19 protein-coding genes are annotated in these 17,897 nt (G+C 39.5%); 8 read left to right on the forward strand and 11 right to left on the reverse strand.

All coding sequences use genetic code 11. From position 1 onward, the window contains the following. Window positions 1-83: 83 nt before the first annotated feature. From IGI67_RS24775 to rihB, 10 genes are all read right to left on the reverse strand, one after another. On the reverse strand, window positions 84-1,835 hold the full coding sequence (locus tag IGI67_RS24775) for a PRD domain-containing protein (RefSeq protein ID WP_429959728.1): 1,752 nt from the start codon (window positions 1,833-1,835) through the stop codon (window positions 84-86). A gap of 183 nt (window positions 1,836-2,018) precedes the next feature. Continuing rightward, complete coding sequence (locus tag IGI67_RS24780; RefSeq protein ID WP_429959729.1) at window positions 2,019-2,243, reverse strand: hypothetical protein; 225 nt, start codon at window positions 2,241-2,243, stop codon at window positions 2,019-2,021. Window positions 2,244-2,283: 40 nt separating this feature from the next. Then, the gene (locus IGI67_RS24785; protein ID WP_429959730.1) at window positions 2,284-2,700 is read right to left on the reverse strand and encodes a hypothetical protein; all 417 of its coding nucleotides are present in this window, start codon (window positions 2,698-2,700) and stop codon (window positions 2,284-2,286) included. A 20-nt stretch (window positions 2,701-2,720) separates the two neighbouring features. Then, window positions 2,721-2,798: a hypothetical protein gene (locus IGI67_RS24790; RefSeq protein ID WP_429959827.1), complete on the reverse strand. Its 78-nt coding sequence runs from the start codon at window positions 2,796-2,798 to the stop codon at window positions 2,721-2,723. Window positions 2,799-3,072: 274 nt separating this feature from the next. Further along, entirely contained in the window at window positions 3,073-4,026 is a 954-nt protein-coding gene (locus IGI67_RS24795; RefSeq protein ID WP_207107651.1) for an ABC transporter permease, read from the reverse strand. Continuing rightward, entirely contained in the window at window positions 4,023-5,156 is a 1,134-nt protein-coding gene (locus IGI67_RS24800; RefSeq protein ID WP_429959731.1) for an ABC transporter permease, read from the reverse strand. The genes IGI67_RS24795 and IGI67_RS24800 overlap by 4 nt, the downstream gene beginning before the upstream one ends. Beyond that, window positions 5,149-6,723 (reverse strand): ABC transporter ATP-binding protein, encoded by a 1,575-nt coding sequence (locus tag IGI67_RS24805; protein WP_429959732.1) that lies wholly within the window; start codon window positions 6,721-6,723, stop codon window positions 5,149-5,151. The genes IGI67_RS24800 and IGI67_RS24805 overlap by 8 nt, the downstream gene beginning before the upstream one ends. A gap of 56 nt (window positions 6,724-6,779) precedes the next feature. Beyond that, on the reverse strand, window positions 6,780-7,862 hold the full coding sequence (locus IGI67_RS24810; protein WP_429959733.1) for a BMP family lipoprotein: 1,083 nt from the start codon (window positions 7,860-7,862) through the stop codon (window positions 6,780-6,782). Window positions 7,863-8,010: 148 nt separating this feature from the next. Next, window positions 8,011-8,871, reverse strand: a complete 861-nt coding sequence (rbsK, locus tag IGI67_RS24815) for a ribokinase (RefSeq protein WP_429959734.1) — start codon at window positions 8,869-8,871, stop codon at window positions 8,011-8,013. An 86-nt stretch (window positions 8,872-8,957) separates the two neighbouring features. Further along, the gene (gene rihB, locus IGI67_RS24820) at window positions 8,958-9,911 is read right to left on the reverse strand and encodes a ribosylpyrimidine nucleosidase (RefSeq protein WP_429959735.1); all 954 of its coding nucleotides are present in this window, start codon (window positions 9,909-9,911) and stop codon (window positions 8,958-8,960) included. Window positions 9,912-10,010: 99 nt separating this feature from the next. Here rihB and yeiL point away from each other — a divergent pair, with 99 nt between their 5' ends. The 3 genes from yeiL (at window position 10,011) to IGI67_RS24835 (ending at window position 11,559) form a co-directional block, all read left to right on the forward strand. After that, on the forward strand, window positions 10,011-10,697 hold the full coding sequence (gene yeiL / locus IGI67_RS24825) for a transcriptional regulator YeiL (RefSeq protein ID WP_429959736.1): 687 nt from the start codon (window positions 10,011-10,013) through the stop codon (window positions 10,695-10,697). A gap of 412 nt (window positions 10,698-11,109) precedes the next feature. Further along, window positions 11,110-11,316 (forward strand): hypothetical protein, encoded by a 207-nt coding sequence (locus IGI67_RS24830; protein ID WP_429959737.1) that lies wholly within the window; start codon window positions 11,110-11,112, stop codon window positions 11,314-11,316. A gap of 30 nt (window positions 11,317-11,346) precedes the next feature. Further along, on the forward strand, window positions 11,347-11,559 hold the full coding sequence (locus IGI67_RS24835) for a DUF2922 family protein (RefSeq protein ID WP_429959738.1): 213 nt from the start codon (window positions 11,347-11,349) through the stop codon (window positions 11,557-11,559). A gap of 191 nt (window positions 11,560-11,750) precedes the next feature. On the opposite strand, the gene IGI67_RS24840 is transcribed toward IGI67_RS24835, so the two are convergent. Beyond that, the gene (locus IGI67_RS24840) at window positions 11,751-12,554 is read right to left on the reverse strand and encodes a MerR family transcriptional regulator (RefSeq protein WP_429959739.1); all 804 of its coding nucleotides are present in this window, start codon (window positions 12,552-12,554) and stop codon (window positions 11,751-11,753) included. Between the two features lie 135 nt (window positions 12,555-12,689). On the opposite strand from IGI67_RS24840, the gene IGI67_RS24845 reads away from it, so the two are divergent. The 5 genes from IGI67_RS24845 (at window position 12,690) to lysS (ending at window position 17,838) form a co-directional block, all read left to right on the forward strand. Then, window positions 12,690-13,499, forward strand: a complete 810-nt coding sequence (locus IGI67_RS24845) for a Cof-type HAD-IIB family hydrolase (protein WP_429959740.1) — start codon at window positions 12,690-12,692, stop codon at window positions 13,497-13,499. Window positions 13,500-13,564: 65 nt separating this feature from the next. Beyond that, entirely contained in the window at window positions 13,565-13,939 is a 375-nt protein-coding gene (locus tag IGI67_RS24850) for a hypothetical protein (RefSeq protein WP_429959741.1), read from the forward strand. Window positions 13,940-13,947: 8 nt separating this feature from the next. Next, window positions 13,948-14,517, forward strand: a complete 570-nt coding sequence (locus tag IGI67_RS24855) for a TetR/AcrR family transcriptional regulator (protein ID WP_429959742.1) — start codon at window positions 13,948-13,950, stop codon at window positions 14,515-14,517. Between the two features lie 302 nt (window positions 14,518-14,819). After that, window positions 14,820-15,656, forward strand: a complete 837-nt coding sequence (locus IGI67_RS24860) for a glycosyltransferase family 8 protein (protein ID WP_429959743.1) — start codon at window positions 14,820-14,822, stop codon at window positions 15,654-15,656. A gap of 715 nt (window positions 15,657-16,371) precedes the next feature. Beyond that, window positions 16,372-17,838 carry a lysine--tRNA ligase gene (gene lysS / locus IGI67_RS24865; protein ID WP_429959744.1) on the forward strand — a complete coding sequence of 489 codons (1,467 nt, stop codon included), beginning with the start codon at window positions 16,372-16,374 and terminating at the stop codon, window positions 17,836-17,838. Window positions 17,839-17,897: the final 59 nt, after the last annotated feature.

The raw sequence follows: 17,897 nt of genomic DNA on the forward strand, positions 1-17,897 counted from the left end.
AAACCATTCAGTCTTTTTCCAAAAAAAATGGAAAAAAAGTGAATGGGTATACTAGGAGCCGATCAATTCCTTGTATTTTTTGCTTAAGTAGATGTTTGAAGTAAGTGATGAATCACTTGGAAAAAGCCCTCTAGATTATTTGTCGTTGGATTATATTCAGCAACAATTACCATTTCTAAAAAATGGTCCTTGTACAAAATAGGTGTTTGCAGCTTTTTAATTCTTATTTGGCTCTTCTCACTTGAAAAAGAAGCAAAGTAACCAATATTTTTTTCTAAAACCAAGTCATAGCGTTTAAAGTCGCCAAGCTGTTCTTCAGGAAAAAGCTCCGCCACGAACTTATAAGCTCCCTTAATTACATCATCTTCGGAAACAAAACGCCGATAATTTTCTTCTAGTCTGGTTTTCTCATTGCTACGCAGACATCCCTGCAGGTAAAGCTCAATGAGGCCATAATCTTCCTGAACTAGGAATTTATCAATTAACAACGCTCGATGATTTTTTACAATAACTGGAACCTCCGTGGTAAGAATCGCTAGAAAACGGGCATTGTACTCTTCCATAGCTGCTAAATATTTATATTGGGGAATGATTGTTACAGAGCACCCTTCAAGTCGCTGCATTAGCTTCCTCTGTGCATCATAAATCAAGCTGGGAGCACTATCACTAATAAGCAAAAGTTCCTGCTTTGGCATTGAAGGTTCTAAAAATTTTGCAAAATAGAGAATAATATAGGATACTTCCGATTCTCTAATGTCTAACTTAAAAATCGGAAGAAAATAATCTCTTATCACTTGGGCTGAGAAAGGATAATGCTCATTAATCGTTCGCTTATTAAAGTTCGGAACATCTGTGCCATTGTCATTTCTAATTTTCAGCTTGTACATATGCAGTAAAAAGTTTTCCCGCAGCGATTCAGTCATCTCAATAGTAATGTTGAAATCTTTTTTTATTTCTTTGCTAAACAAATCCAGATTATCCTTCAGGACCTCCATATATTCAGTAAAGCCATCTTTTTTTATAGAATGCAGAACATTCAACTCATTTAACTTCTTTTGGCAGCTCCACAGATCCTTTTCGTTCAAAATTACCTGTAACTCTGATTGAATCTGCTGATTTACCTCCATCATTAAATTTGAAAGGGGTACTTTTGTAACCTCTTCTTCTAAAAGAAAGCCCTGCTGTGTACGAATCATCGTTACTGACATATACCGATGAAACGCGGTAAAAGCATCTCCAGCAACTGTATAATGATGGGCTAACACGGCTTTTTGTAAAATTTGATACAAAGTATCCATAGCCGAAAGAGCCTCTGAGTCTTGCTGAACGAGTGCCAGTGTTGCTGGGCTGATAATAAAAGATTTAGCCAGAAAATTTCTCTTTTTACTTTCAGACCATGGTAAACGTAAACCCTTTGTAGGAGAAACTTCAATATAATTCCGCAATCTCCAGGAAACATCCATTAGCTTATTCAGCATGGACTTAGACAAAAACAACTTTCGACCTAGCGCTTCCATGCTAATATAATCCTTTTCAAATAGTAAAATCATTAAAATACGGTTCGTTCTATCCCTGTCTACATACTCCTCGTGATTTTCTTGAAAAGATTCATCCATAATTTTATCGATTGTCCTGCCAGCCTCTTCAATAAAGTAGCCTTTTTTTCCTATGTACTGAATTTGTTCTTCCTTCGGCAACAGCTGATTGATTGCTGCAACTTCATTTTTTACAGTCTTATCAGATACCTCTAAAGTTTGAGCTAACGTTGCTAGCAAGACGCCCTCTTTCATACTTAAAATATAGGATAAAATTAATACCTGTCGATAAGTTAGCACGAAATCACCTCATTCGTATCATAACCGAAATTCATTTACTCATACAACTAAATTTACAGATAAGAGACTCTTTTAAACGTCAAAAAAGACATTCAAAAAAATAAGGTTCCTTCTGAAGTTTTGATATAAAGCTTCAGAAAGAACCAAAATAATTTTGAGTGTCTTTTTTTTACACCTATTAATTTACTTTGGAATTTCCATAACGCCGTAGCTAGAAACAGATGTTCCAAACGGTAAACTACTAACATAGTTATCAATCCATACTTCTGCTTCTTTTTCAGTGTTAAACATTTTTGATCCTTTAGCGACATTGTATTTTGTGTTAGCCCCCGAATCAACTATTAACCATACTGTCCATTTACTTTTTGGTGTGGTTGTTTTGCTGATCCCCCCAAAAAAATCTACCATATACACACTCTTCTTCATTATTCTCTTTTTTCGGCTTTCGTTATTTCCCAATTTCATCATTTAATTTATCTTGGACGAATTGTGATAAATTAAGTTTCGTTTTCTTAAGCCAAAATTCTTGATACTGAGGAATAGTAATAGATTTAACTATTTTCTTTTCTCCAAAAGTTTCAATAATAGATCTCATACTTGTACCTATCAATGTGATATGCTGATTCGATTCCTTGGTTTTTTCTAGCTCGGATACCTTACTTTCATCAAAAACAGGAAATTCTTCGTTCTCCTCATACATATCAAATAGCGTAAATTCTAATGAGCTTTTAGCGATCTCAATTGCTTCTTCTAATGACTCTGCACTTCCCTGAATACTCATATCATCAAAAGGATAATCCACATAAAAATCATTATCTGCTAGTTTTGTGACACGCATTGCATAAATTAAGCTACGATTTTCCATTAAGTAATTCCTCCTAGCTCTCACTTTTTCAGACCTAACTGTTTCAAAAGCTTCTGTTCAGTACCTATTGGCAAATCTCGGTTTGTATGAACTGCTATAGTTTTCTTTTTTCCGGTTACAGAATGTTGTAATTGATGAGGAAACTGTTTTTTCTAATGACAATCCAATCATTCTTTTTTGCCTGTAAGCGGTATTGAGTAACCCCCTTTACGCTACTTATCGCAATACATACATATTTCAATATATTATATATGTTTAAATATAAATTTACGAATCGGAATTGCTCTACTTGAATACCTCAAGTTTTACACTTCCTTTAACAACAAGAAAAGAAACCAATCGCTAGGAATTAGTTTCTTTTCGTATTTCTAACTATTTCGATTTTATATAGTTCACTCCGCCTGCTTTTGGCCCTGTAGCTTTTCCTAAGAAGACAACTAACACGAGAATCGTTAGTACGTATGGCGCAGATTGCAGATACACATCAGGAATCTGCGAAATGACCGGCAAGTTAGATCCGGCAATACTGAGATTTTGCGCGAAGCCAAAGAAAACCGCGGCTCCCATCGCACCGAGTGGATTCCATTTACCAAAGATCATTGCTGCTAAAGAGATAAATCCTTGTCCAGCGATTGTAGTGATGGCAAAACGCCCGGCAATTGACTGAGCAAACACTGCTCCGCCCATACCGCCAAGAAATCCAGAAATCAGCACGCCCGCATAACGCATCGCATAGACATTGATCCCTAAAGTATCTGCTGCTTGCGGATTCTCTCCGACTGAACGTAATCGCAGACCAAATTTGGTTTTATAAATGACGAACCATGCTGCAACTGCAACAGCGATCGCAAAAAAGGCTGGCAAACTAGTACGCTTGAAAAGCAGGTCGCCCAGAATCGGAAGCTTGCTTAAACCAGGGAAATCATAATAGCCAAATTGCTGCTGAATCGTATCGGTTTGTCCCTTGCCATACATCACTTTAATCAAAAAGATCGTCAATGGTGGCGCCAATAGGTTCATGACCGTCCCACTGATAACGTGGTCCGCACGGAAATTGATCGTGGCTGCCGCATGGATTAAGGAGAACACTAACCCGGCAATTCCACCAACGAGGACTCCCAGCCAAGGCGTCATCATACCAAATTGATCTGCGAAGCTTAAATTGAAAATAACCGAACTAAATGCACCAACTACCATGATTCCCTCTAATCCGACATTTACGATTCCGCTACGTTCAGAAAAGACACCGCCTAATGCCGTTAAAATCAAAGGTGCTGCATAAACGAGGGTTTGAGAGATCAATGAACCTATTAACTGGATGTTCATTCCAAATCAGCTCCTTCCTGTTTATGATTTAACGACTGGACTGTTCTTACTTCTCGCTTTTTCTTCTCCTTCTTATGCTCTCCAGCTTTGTCTAATGCCCGTCCAACTACATAGTTGATTCCGACAAAGAAGATGATCAGCGGAATCACACTATTTGCCAGTTCACTTGGAACACCAGCAAACTGCATTCCCTGTCCGCCGAGCTTCAGAATACTGAAAAGCAGTGCTGATAAAAGAATCCCGACCGAACCGCCATTTCCTAATAAGGAAACAGCCATACCATCAAAGCCGATACTGATCGAGGACCCTTGAACAAAATAATTGCCAAATGTTCCTAGTCCTTGAACCACCCCGCCTAATCCAGCTAACAGCCCAGATATCAGCATAGAGATCACGATCGTGCGTCTACTGCTCATACCAGCATATTCAGAGGCAAAAGGATTGATTCCAACTGAGCGAATCTCAAATCCCAAGGTCGTCCGTTTCATCAGAAACCAAACCAGAACTAAGAAGATCAAGGCAAGAACAAACCCCATATTGACTCGTGACGCGCCAAACAGATTTGTCAGCCACTCTTCTCGTAGTAACCCATTCGTTCCCACGATTTTAGTAACACCTTTATTGGAAATGATCGTTGGTGCCATGACATTATTGACTATGTGATTGGCAAAATACAATAAAACATAATTCATCATAATCGTGACGATGACCTCACTAGTCCCAAAATAAGCTCTCAGCAAGCCAGGGATTGCCGCTGCCAAAGCACCAGCTGCTGCTCCTGCAAGAATCGCCAAAGGTACTACCACTACTTTTGGTGAATCAGGCATACTCAACGCTACCCAAATACTCGCTACCCAGCCGCATAACGCTTGTCCCGATAGACCGACGTTGAAAAATCCTGCTGAATTAGCCACTGAGAAACCTAATGCAGTAAAAATTAGCGGTCCGGCACCAACTAAGATCTCACCAATAGAGATACTGCTTTGAAAGGCTGAACGGAACATCGCCTGGTACCCTAAGAGCGGATTATATCCGGTCGCAAGCATCAGCAATCCTCCCAAAATAAATCCTAAAACGACCGAGATAATCGGCACCAGCGCATTTCTGAGTTGTCCAGAACGATCATTCATTTGTTCCCCCCACCTTTACTAACTCTTTTCTGGCATCTTCTAAGCTATATCCCGCCATCAGCAGGCCCAGCTCTCTTTCCGTTGTTTCCTGCGGATCAACGATCCCGACAATCTCTCCTGCATGAATCACCGCTATACGGTCCGAAACATTCAAAATTTCATCCAACTCAAAGCTGACCAACAGGACTCCTTTATTTTTATCTCGCTGTTCTATCAAACGTTTATGAATATATTCAATAGCACCGACATCTAAGCCTCGCGTCGGCTGCGCCACAATCAGAAGCTCTGGATCTCGGTCCACTTCTCGAGCAATAATCGCTTTTTGCTGATTTCCACCAGATAATGATGCCGCTGGCGCCTGTTCACTAGTCGTTCGAACATCGTATTCTTCAATCAAGCGACTAGCGTATTGCTGGATCTCCGCGAAATTCAAAATACCATTTTTACTAAAAGGTTCATGATAATAAGATTGCAGAGCAATATTTTCCGATAATGGCATAGGTAAAACCAAGCCATACTTATGGCGATCCTCTGGTACATGTCCAACCCCATTCTCAGTGATCTCCCGCGGCTTGTTGCCAGTCACATCTTTTCCATCAATCATGATCGTGCCGCTTTCCACTTTTCGCAAACCCGTCAATGCCTGGATCAACTCTGATTGACCATTCCCATCAATACCGGCGATTCCTAAGACCTCGCCACGATGAACAACTAAACTCAAGTTTTTCACCGCATCCAGCCCACGGCTTTCCTTTACTACTAAATCTTCAATAGAAAGAACGATCTCACCGATCGTCGGCGGCTGTTTGTCCGTCTTGAAAGAAACCGAGCGTCCTACCATCATATCTGCCAATTCCTGAGAACTCACATCTTTTACATCAACCGTTCCAATATAACGGCCTCGGCGAATAACTGAACAACGGTCAGCGACTTTTTTGATCTCATCCAGCTTATGAGTAATCAAAATGATTGACTTGCCCTCGTCAACTAATGTTGCCATGATCGTGATCAGTTCATCGATTTCCTGCGGCGTCAAAACTGCTGTCGGCTCATCGAAGATCAACACATTCGCACCGCGATACAAGGTTTTCAAGATTTCTACTCGTTGCTGCATTCCGACCGAAATATCCCGAACATACGCATCTGGATCGACCTGCAAACCATAGTTATTAGATAATCGAGTAATCTCTTCCTTGGCTTTTTTCTGATCCAACACGCCATTTGTACTTAACTCACTGCCTAAAATAATATTTTCAGTCACTGTAAAAGCATCAACTAACATAAAATGCTGGTGGACCATTCCGATTCCAAGCTGATTTGCTTTGGTTGGACTGGCGATGCTGACTGCTTGTCCATTCATGTAAATCTCACCTGAGGTTGGTTGCAATAACCCCGACAATACATTCATCAAGGTCGATTTACCAGCGCCATTTTCTCCTAAGAGCGCATGGATTTCACCCTTGCGAATTTGCAGATTGATATCGTCATTGGCTTTAAAATCGCCGAATTGCTTTGTGATATGCCGCATTTCGATGACATACTGTTCTTCTGTCACGTTGATTCGCATCCTTTCTTCCCTTCTAGTGATCCCCTCTGAACAATCCAGAGGGGACCTGTCTATTACTAATCCTCAGGTGTTTCAGGAACCTTGATATCGCCAGAAATCACTTGCTCCTTCGCTTCCTTCACTGCCGCTTTTGCTTCATCGCTTAGATAGCCGTCGGTCATTTCTACACCGCCATCCTTCAAACCAAAGGACAGGTGTTTGCCGCCAGGGAACTTATCTTCTAATGCACGAGTAGAGATATCTTGAACCACCACACCAACAGATTTAATCGTTGAAGCAAGACAGAAATTGCTTTCTTTTCCATCTTTTGATTTGTACTCACCTTCGTCCTGTTGATCGCGATCCACGCCTAATACCCAAACTTTATCTGCTTCATTTTTTTCTGAATTCAAGGCCTTTGCTTCTGAGAAAACACCGGCGCCAGTTCCGCCAGCCGCTTGATAAATGATATCCGCACCGTTTTGATAAATATTTGCTGCTAAGGCCTTCCCTTTTGCCGGATCGCCAAAGGATGCTGCATATTTCACATCTACCGAGATTTCCTTGTTCAGCTTCTTCGCTGTATCTTTGACTCCTTTAACAAACCCTGCTTCATAACGATCAATTACCTTGCCTTCTTCGCCGCCGATGAAGCCGACTTTGTTGGTTTTGGTCGTGTAGCCGGCAGAGACACCCGCAATGTAACCCACTTCATTGTCACGGAAGGTCGCAGATACAACGTTATCCTTACCCTCAATTACAGTATCGATAATGACGAAATTGGTATCCGGGTTTTGTCCGGCCGCTGCTTCAATCGAATCCGCCAGTAAATACCCAATCCCAAACACCGTCTTGAAATTATTCGACACAGCAGTATCGATGTTCGAGGCAAATTGAGCGATCTCATTGGATTGAATATAGTCATAGCCGCCGATTCCTCGTTTGAATTTATTTTCCTTCCCCCATTTTTGCAGACCTTCCCATGCCGATTGATTGAAGGATTTATCATCTACTCCGCTGACATCGGTCACCATCACGACACTATGATCTGAGCTTCCTTTATCAGAAGCACCGCTTTTGTTTCCACCACCACAACCACTAAACGCCACTAACGCCGCCATTGCCACAAGACCCAAAGAAAATAATTTTGTTTTTTTCATTTTGTATTCCTCCTAGTTCGTTTTCATGCATTGTTTTTCAAAAGAATAATAAGTTAGATGCTCATCACATCTATCAATTGTCTAAACATAGGATTTCTTTGACCGATAGCTGCAAAAAGCAAAATCGATATCTCAAAGCTTCTCCTTGCTAAACCAGCTCTTCGATTCTCGGCATAGCGCTTTGTGCTCCTAATCCTTGAACTGTCTTACTAGCTGCTAGGTTCGCAAAGTCGATGGCCGCTGCCAGATCCTGTTTCTGTCCAAAAGCCACTGCAAATGCTGCATTAAAAGTGTCACCAGCGCCTGTCGTATCCACCACTGGAACTTGATAGCTGGAAATCTCTACGATTTTTTCTCCATCATGATAGCGAACCCCATTTGCGCCATAAGTCATAATGATTTGATTCGGATACTTCTGTAATACCGACTCCGCCTCCTGTTCAAAAAGCTGATTGATCTCAATTTCATTCGGGGTTAAAAAAGCCACCTTGACTAAGTGCGCTGGATCAATCTCCGGTGCTGGTGCTGGATTCAGCACCAGGCATACGTCATTTTCAGCACACAGATCAATCAAATATTCGATTGTATTCAGTGGAATCTCACATTGAGTGATGACGATGTCCGCTGCTAAAATCTGAGCTTTAGAGGCATCGATCAGTGAACGATCCACACAGGCATTAGCTCCTTGTACCAGAATGATTGAATTATCGTTTTCCGCGATCGTTATATAAGCCACTCCGGTAGGCTCTGCCACTTTTTTTACACAAGAGACATCGACCTGATTCTCTTGAAAATTTTTCAATACAATCTCACCATAAGCATCGTTTCCGACACACCCGACCATGGTAACCTCTGCACCCAGTCGCGCTGCCGCAACAGCTTGATTGGCACCTTTTCCTCCGGGCAGCATCTTACTGTCTGTCCCAAACATTGTTTCGCCAACTTTCGGAAAGCGATCTGCTTGAACAACCAGATCTAAATTAATGCTCCCAACTACTACAACTTTCATTTTCAAATCCTCCTAGATAAACCGCTTACATAATATAGAAGAGAAACAATTCATTTATTTTATTCAATTGCTTCTCTCATGGTTCGTTATTTTGCACCAACATATACGTCTGAATACTTCTTGATACATTCCTCTACCAAATCCCAGAAATAATCGGTATCGATCTTTTTACCAACCTTCGCATTTGGTGCTTGCTTCAAGACATTCAATTCATCACAGACCGTTCTCCCGTAGCAAGGTCCTTGATTCGTATCGATTTCTACAAACATGTCTTGCGTTTCAAAGGCTTCTGGATGAATCAGATAGGCCACGCATGTCGCATCGTGTACAGGGCCTGCCTCCAACCCAAAGCACTCGAATTGGCTTTTCAGTGTAAACCGCATAATATCTCCGAATAATTTACCAGCAGCATTTCCAACTGCTTCCATCCGTTCAATAACCTCCATCGTACAAAGTGTTTGATTCGTCAAATCCAATCCCATCATGACAATCGGAGCACCAGAGGTAAAGACGACTTGTGCCGCCTCTGGATCGGCAAAAATATTGAACTCAGCTGAAGGTGTGAAATTGCCTGTTCCATAAGCGCCACCCATCAAAACAATTTCCTTGATCTTAGGAACGATCCTTGGCTCTGTCCGCATAGCAACCGCGATATTGGTTAGTGGACCAACTGGCACCAGCGTAATATCCCCATCGCTTTCCAACAGAGTATCAATGATGTATTTAATCGCATGTGTTTTTTCTACCTGACGATGAAGCGGGCCAAAGACTGGTCCGTCTAAACCAGATTCACCATGAACATTGTCTGCCACTACTTGTTCTCGTACTAGTGGTTTTGGCATCCCCGCATAGACCTTCGCATCGATATCCAATAATTGGCAGACATTCAACCCATTTACCACCGTCTTGTCCAACGTTTGATTTCCTGCTACAATAGTAATTCCTAATAGATCAATTTTCGGATGGACTGCCGCCATCAACATTGTAATCGCATCATCGTGCCCTGGATCACAGTCGAGAATAATTTTTCGCTTTTCCATTTTAACGCCTCCTACAAATTTATTTCCTTTATTTATTTGCATTATAGCGAGTTCCTTCCTATCACAAATATGAGAAATCTCATACAAGGAGACAGAAAAATGAAGAAATTGCACAATGAGCAATTAAAGCAGCAATTTATCCGCTCTTCGGGCTTTTTGAATCAATTTTCCTTTGATGTCAGCTTAGATACTCAACTATTTTTCTTTCCAGCCAACAGCTATATCGTCAAAGAAAATCAACCGCCAACGCATTTGTTTTATTTAGTCAAAGGTAAAGCCAAGCTGTATGACACCTTGGCTAATGGTAAATTGGCACTGATCGATTTCTTTTCACCGCCCTGCTTTATCGGCGAGATGGAATTGGTAGATGAAAATCAAACAGCTTTTAGTGTACAGGCGATCGATGATTGCTGGTGCCTTGCTTTGGCACAAAAGGATTGCCAAAAGCGGCTGCTGTCCGACACACTTTTTTTACAAAAATTATGTATTTACTTTGCTCATAAAAACTATCGAAACATTAAAGCATCAACAAAAAATCAAGGCTATCCTCTTTCGCAGCGTTTAGCTTCCTTCATTTTATTGACACAAAACGAAGGCATCTATCGCGAAAAACACACTCAGGTCGCTGAATACCTAGGTGTCTCCTATCGACACCTGCTTTACGTGTTCGCACATTTTGTGGAAAAAGGCTACATCATAAAAGAAAAAAAAAACTATCTAATTCTAGATAGCGAAAAGCTGACGCAGTTAGCGGCTGAAGTAAAAATGAGAAGCCCTCAAGAATAATTCCTCTCAAAAATTTTAATGTGTGTCAGTGACCTTTCCGATCTGTGACTGCATGCCTATCACATAATGCAAGCTTTTTATAAATAAATTTTTGACTCGCCTATGTTTCTACAGACGAGTCTTTTTGTCTACAAAAACTGATTTACCAGCCTCTTAAACACAAATAAAGCCCTTTCACAAACAAATAATTTTGTCAAGCTCGTATAACTGGATTTAAGGGCCTTTTACGGAGGTCTTGGCGATTTAGAATTTTTAGAAAACCTATTAAATCAACATTTCTGTCAAATAAATAGGTATCGCCCTCCGAAATTGACCCACTTTTCACGAAATTGGCAGGAGGCGTTTTTTTCGTTTTGCGGTATTCTTACCTCACCGGCCGGAACTATAAAAAATTCAACTTGGAGGAATGAAAATGATTCAACGAATTGGAAACAAATTAAAGGTACAGGTCAATGCGCCAAATGAGGAAAAATTGCAAAACATCAACTTTCAAAATGTCGTGGACGCTCCAGAAGAAAGTGCCATCTTAGAGTTAGGCGAAATCATGACTCTTCTATCACCTGACGGCAGCGAGCTTGATAGTGTTGTCCTAACCAGCCAAACACGTTACACCAACTAACATCATAAAAAAGAAATCGGAGGAAATGATATGTTAAAACTAGTCGCCATTTTCAGAAGCAGTGCAGGAAAGAAACAAACATGGAGCTTCGCTAATCCAGATACGAGCAAAACACCCGGGCAAATCAAAGGTCTATTAGAACGAATCGGTCCATTGAAGCTATTCTCTAAAGAAGGAGAAGATCTCTTCGATACGGTAGAGACAGCTATGCTGGTAGAAACTACCGAGACGATTCTATTCTAATCGCAAAAATACCCAGGGCGGCACGTTTTCGCCGCCCTTCTCTTTTATCAATTATTCACTTTAACAAATAGGTTAGAAGCAATTGAACTAGCTTTTAATCCAGCAAGCTCATAATCTCAAATCAGACACAACCTATAAAATACAAAAAAGTTCTTACAGCGTTTTCCAACAAAACGTCATAAGAACTTTTTTTATTTTGCGGGCAATGAACATCTCATTTCGTATCTCGGCAGGCTTCGATTCATTTGAACGGTTATCAGTTCCAGCTCGAATATGATTTTGGGATGTTCTTTTTTAAAGAGCTCTGGGAAAACCTCATTTGCTGAAGTTAACCTTGTCTCAGCGGTTATTTTTGCTAAATAAGAAGTCGCTGGCACACGAATGACAGAATCAAATGTTGAATTCTTTTCCTCGTCCTCTAGTGCGATAAAAATATAAGAACGATACGTATCTTCTTCACATATAAGAGCAGTACCCATTTCATATTTGGTTTGTAGGCCCAGCTTTTCTAACTTCTTAAATACCTTTGCCAATAAAGTATGATAAGCAATGTCATCTATTCGACCATCGAATGGCTCTAACCAATAATCAGTGGCATCAAATTCAATCAGCGTAGCCTGATTATTTTCTTTCATATCTGACGAACGTTGAATCTCTTTTTTCAACTCCTCCAGAAAGCCTAAACCTTCCTGAAATTCCTTCACTCTTTTTTTCAACATCTCAATACCGACATCCGCAAGCTCGGAGATATTTTCGATCGATCCATCTTCGGATAAATACTCCTTTAAGTCCTTTAACGGAATACTTATTTCTGCACAAAGCTTGATGATTTCAACTAAATAGATATGTTCTTGAGAATAATAGCGATACCCATTCTCTTCACTCACCCAAGCTGGCGGCAATATTCCGATACGATCATAGTATCTCAACGCTTTGACATGAACCCCTGAGAGTTCAGCGAGCTTTCCAATTGTTAACAAATCCTTATGATCCATCTTATCCTCCTTGACCTTCCCTTTAAGGGATAGCTTATAACTATTTTATATCATTTTACTATACGTTTGTCGTCTATTGGAACAATCAAAAAAATAACTCCTATAGCGAATAAACTCATGAATGGAGGAAACAAAATGATCAAACTTATTGCCGCAGATATGGATGGCACCTTTTTAAGAGACGATCTGACCTACGATAACACGCGCTTTCGTAAAATCTTTGAAAAAATGGAGGAGAATGGCGTCAAATTTGTTGCCGCAAGTGGGAACCAGCACTCGAGGCTCCGCTCGCAGTTTTCATTCAATGACCACATTTCAATCATAGCGGAAAATGGCGCGCATGTTTTAGCAGAACAGGAGGAGCTGGTCGCTAGTTCGATCCCCACATCCAAAATCGCTCAGATCTTAGCCTTACTTAAACGAATACCCAGGATCGAGATCTTGCTTTCTGGAAAGCGCTTTGCCTATACAGATTCTAAAAACGAAAAAGTTCTCTCTTTAGCAAAACGGTTTTTTGTTAATTTAAAAGTCATGGAAAACATCAAACAACTACCTAAGGATCAGTTTTTTAAAATCACCTGTTTGCTTCCTAGTGACAGTAAAGTCTATATGACAAAAGTGATCGAAAAAAATTTTGGCGGGAATATTTGTGTTAAAGCAGCTGGACATGGAACTTTGGATATTCTTTCGCCTGACATAAATAAAGCGACCGGTTTAGAAAGGCTAGGAAACAAATATGCTATCCGCCCTTCTCAAATGATTGCTTTTGGAAATGACCGAAATGATGAGGAAATGTTGACGTATGCAGGCAGATCCTTTGTTCCGGGAAATGCTGATCCTAGTATCCGACAACTCGCTGATAAAATCATTCCATCAAACAATAGCGATGGTGTACTGAAAACACTAGAGGATTACGCAGCCAATAATTGGGAATATCCCTATTAAACGCTGAAAAAAAGCTGCATGATGAAATTTCCTTTGTCTAATAAAAAGAAAGAGGTGCCTTCACTATGATCAATAAAATTCGAAAATACATTGCTCAACGTCAAAACTTAGCAAAACAGCCTATTGTCGAAACAGATATCTTATTAGGCAGTAAACCCAAAAATATAAAACACTTTCTTACCTTTAAAGAGTTCCACAAAAATAGTCATTTTTCTATCAAAAAGATCAAAGAGTATTTAAAGCAAGCCAAAGGAAAGCTGATCATTAACGGGAATCTTAAACAAAACTATATTTCAAAGCTAATGAAATTGGTTTTAAAAGAAAAAGGCGAGTTCTCAGTGATCGTCAATGATGGTTATCGGCTTTCAAAAAAGAGAAATATTGAAAATTCTTCTCAGGTAGCAGTGATATTGGAACCACTTAACAAAGGATCGGAGTGATAAAAACAATGCAATTTACAGTATCCGCAAATACAATAAAAAACAACTTACAAAATCAATTGATGCATGGAGCAAAAAAACTGATTGAGGACAAGAACTACTTGGCAATTTCTTTGAATGAGCTGCTTGCAGCGTCCAAGGTTAGTAAAAAAAGATTCTATCAGCACTACAAGAACCAGGTCGATTTACTACACTCGGCTAATCACACGTTTATTACTGAACTAGAAGCGATCATTCCTTCGATTGAGTCAAAAGAAGATTTGACCCGTTTAACTGATAACCTGATTGAAATGACGAGTTCTGTGGAGCAGCAGAAAAGAATGAAGCTGCTCTTTCAAATGAATCATGGGATCGACTTGAATCACTTTATGCCATTAAAAGCGCAAATTTTCACTATTCTTAACGCTAAGATGGAGCTATTCTTCAAAAAAATACGTAGAAAAACCGACTCTTTAAACATCGATGAGCTGAAAGAAGCTTTTTACACGATTATGGAGGATTCGATTATTCATGACAAAATTAGAAACTTCCATCTGATGGTTTATTCCTTGAAAATTTTGGATGTCGTATTTAAATAACTAGAGGGACCAACCCAGCAATTTAAAAAGCTCGTGTATCGTTTGGAGCAATTATTCCAACAATACACGAGCGTTCACTCTGACCTATTTATTCATATAAAAAATTGGTTCAAGACAAAAACATAAAGTTTTATTCAAATCTTTTTTTTAGGCTAGAGCGAGCCTTGTTTCTATGGTAAATTTGTTCGTAGGGAATGTACCTCCTAAGTAGTCGGTTTCGCCACTTGACTATTGTCATAGAGGAAAACATTCCTTTTTTATTTCCCCAAAAATAATCTATATTTTGGAAAGGAAGCTGCACGATGGCTGAAACGATAGATATCTTAATTACTTTAGATGAAAATTACTTGGAGCCGCTGCATGTCATGCTTACCTCACTACACGTTAATAATCCAGCTCAAGACTTTACTATTTGGTTGATACATGAGCGGATACCTGATAGTAAACTACAACAGCTTAATCGTCTATTGGCCCAATGGAAAATGACGTTCCATGAAATTAAGGTCCCTATGGAATTATTCTCTAATGCCCCTACTGTAGAGCGTTATCCAAAAGAAATGTATTTTCGTCTAGCCAGCGGTAAATTATTGCCAAATACCGTCAAAAAGGTAGTGTATTTGGACCCTGACACCTTAATCATTAATCCATTAAGCTCCTTATGGGATTTTGATTTGAATGGAAACATGCTAGGAGCAGCGACTCATGCTGGGTTAACTAACTTGACAGAAGGCTTCAATAATATTCGTTTGGGTACGGATCATGGCTACTATAACTCTGGCGTGATGCTTATGGATATGGAAAAAGTTCGTGAAATCGTCCAGCTAGAAGATATTTTCAAGACGATTCATGAATTCGGCGATTACCTATTACTTCCTGATCAAGACATTCTAAACTTCCTTTATGGAAAATATATCAAAGAGATCCCCGAAGAAATATGGAATTACGATACTAGAAAATCTAATGTCTACCTCACAAAAAGCCTCGGCAAACAGAACTCTCACTGGGTAGCCAAAAATACCGTTGTTCTGCATTATTGCGGCAAGCCAAAGCCTTGGGATGAAAAAAGTAATAATCGCTTTACATTGCTGTATGCTCACTATCAACAGCTTTTGAAAAGATACAACGATCTACTAAGTTGATCATTGATTTTTTCTTATCTCTCCTCGTCAATCAAGGATGATTTTTTATAGATCCTCAGGCAATTAGAAATTCTTACACGCAAAACGAATGGCCGGCATAGATAATCATTGATAATCGACGATGCCTCCTCCCTATCGTGCCCTAATCTTCTACAGAAAATACTTTTATTTACCCTTAAAAAGTATTTTATAAAAACATTTAAAAGTTTTTTAATAGCGCAAACAAGTCTCCTCGTTTCTCAATTTCCTCTTCAAAAACAGCAGGAAAAGATTTCTTATAGGTATTTCAAATCTCCTTATGTCGTTGATTACCACGGGCAATCAATATCTCTTTAGCTCTTGTTTCATAGCTTCACAGATAAATATCTTTTTTTGAGCGGTTGACTTTTTACTGACTTCATGTGAACATACTTAAAAGAAATGAAACGCTATGAAGAGAGAATGTTTGCTTCAACTTTTGTTACAGAGAGCCTTCGGTTGCTGAAAGAAGGTACAAAATAAGCTTACTGAAAAGACTCGGAGCGGCGCACCGATTATACTTTTAAGTATTGAGGCTGCGATGGGAATGCCCATTATAGCATCAGAGTATCGGTAATTTACCCGTACTTGCAGAGATTTGTACCGAGAGGTATAGATGAAAAAAGATGGTACCACGAAACAAAAGCTTTCGTCCTTTTATGGATGAAGGCTTTTTTTATTTTAAGGAGGAATCAATATGGATAATTTGTCATTAGAAGAAGTGAGAATAGCAAAACTAAAGGAGATAAAAAATCCTTATCCTGACAGATACGAAGTTAATGAAAAGATTTGTAAAGTTGCCTCTCTAGAGGACGGGACAACTGATGTAAAGATTGCTGGTAGAATAACCGCTGTTCGAAAAATAGGAAAACTAACTTTTTTCCGTATCTCTGACATTGATGGTGAAGTACAAGCAGCTATCAAAAAAGATGAGGTTGGCGAGGAAAGCTACAACCATTTTCATCAAATAATTGATACTGGTGATTTTATCGGATTAGAGGGCGCCATTTTTACAACTAAAACAGGAGAAAAAACGTTAAGAGTAAAAGAGTATACTTTTTTAGGCAAGAGCTACCTTCCACTACCGGAAAAATTTCATGGGGTGCAGAATTCTGAGATTATTTATCGTCAACGATATCTTGATTTAATCATGAATAAAGAAGCCAAGGAGCGTTTCTTGTTACGAACGAAAATCATTCAAGCGATTAGACGCTATTTAGAGAATGAGCAATATATTGAAATTGAGACACCTGTATTGACCAATAAGCCTTCTGGTGCTTTGGCTAAGCCTTTCGTATCACACCATAATGCTTTAGATATTGATGTTTTTTTGCGTATAGCTCCTGAAACTTATTTAAAAAGGGCCATTGTAGGCGGGTTTACCAAAGTATTTGAATTTGCCCGTTGTTTTCGCAATGAGGGGATGGACGCTACTCATTTGCAGGATTTTACTATGTTAGAGGCTTATTGCGCATATTATAACTATTTAGACAATATGAAGTTTCTACAAGAAATGCTCGTTTCAGTAATAAAAGAGGTCTATGGTAAAACACAGATTTCCATAAATGAACGTCTTATAGAATTTGATGGCGAATGGCCAATTGTGACCTTTCGAGAGCTGCTTATCAAAGATTGTGGAATAGACATAAATCAGTTCGATACAGCAAAAAGCTTATTGAAAGAAATTAAAAGAAACAACATTGAACTCAATAGCACGGATGACTTAGACTCAATGGGCAAAGGAAACCTAATTGATTTGCTCTATAAAAAAGTAAGTCGTCCACAGATTATTCAACCAACCTTTTTAACAGAGCATCCTATTGAGCTATCACCACTAGCTCGAGCAAATGACGAAAATCCGCAAATCACAGATCGTTTTCAATTAATTATTAACGGTGCTGAAATTATTAATGGCTATTCTGAACTTGTTGATCCTACTGAACAAGAACGAAGACTTGAGCAACAGGCAAAATTAAATAAAGAGGGGGATCAGGAAGCCATGGTAATGGATACTGACTACCTTACTGCTATGCGTCACGGTATGCCGCCGATTTCGGGTTGGGGTATGGGCATAGATCGATTAATTCAAGTAATCACTGGAACAAAAAATCTAAGAGATTCTGTACTGTTTCCAATTATGCGCCCAGATAAAAAAAGTGAATAACTTGCTCTATTATAGAATCAAAACCACCCGTGAAACGGGTGGTTTGCTCTTCGGCTGAA

Origin of the sequence: Enterococcus sp. AZ196, from assembly GCF_050498845.1 — a bacterium.
GTDB classification, from domain to species: domain Bacteria; phylum Bacillota; class Bacilli; order Lactobacillales; family Enterococcaceae; genus Enterococcus_A; species Enterococcus_A murrayae.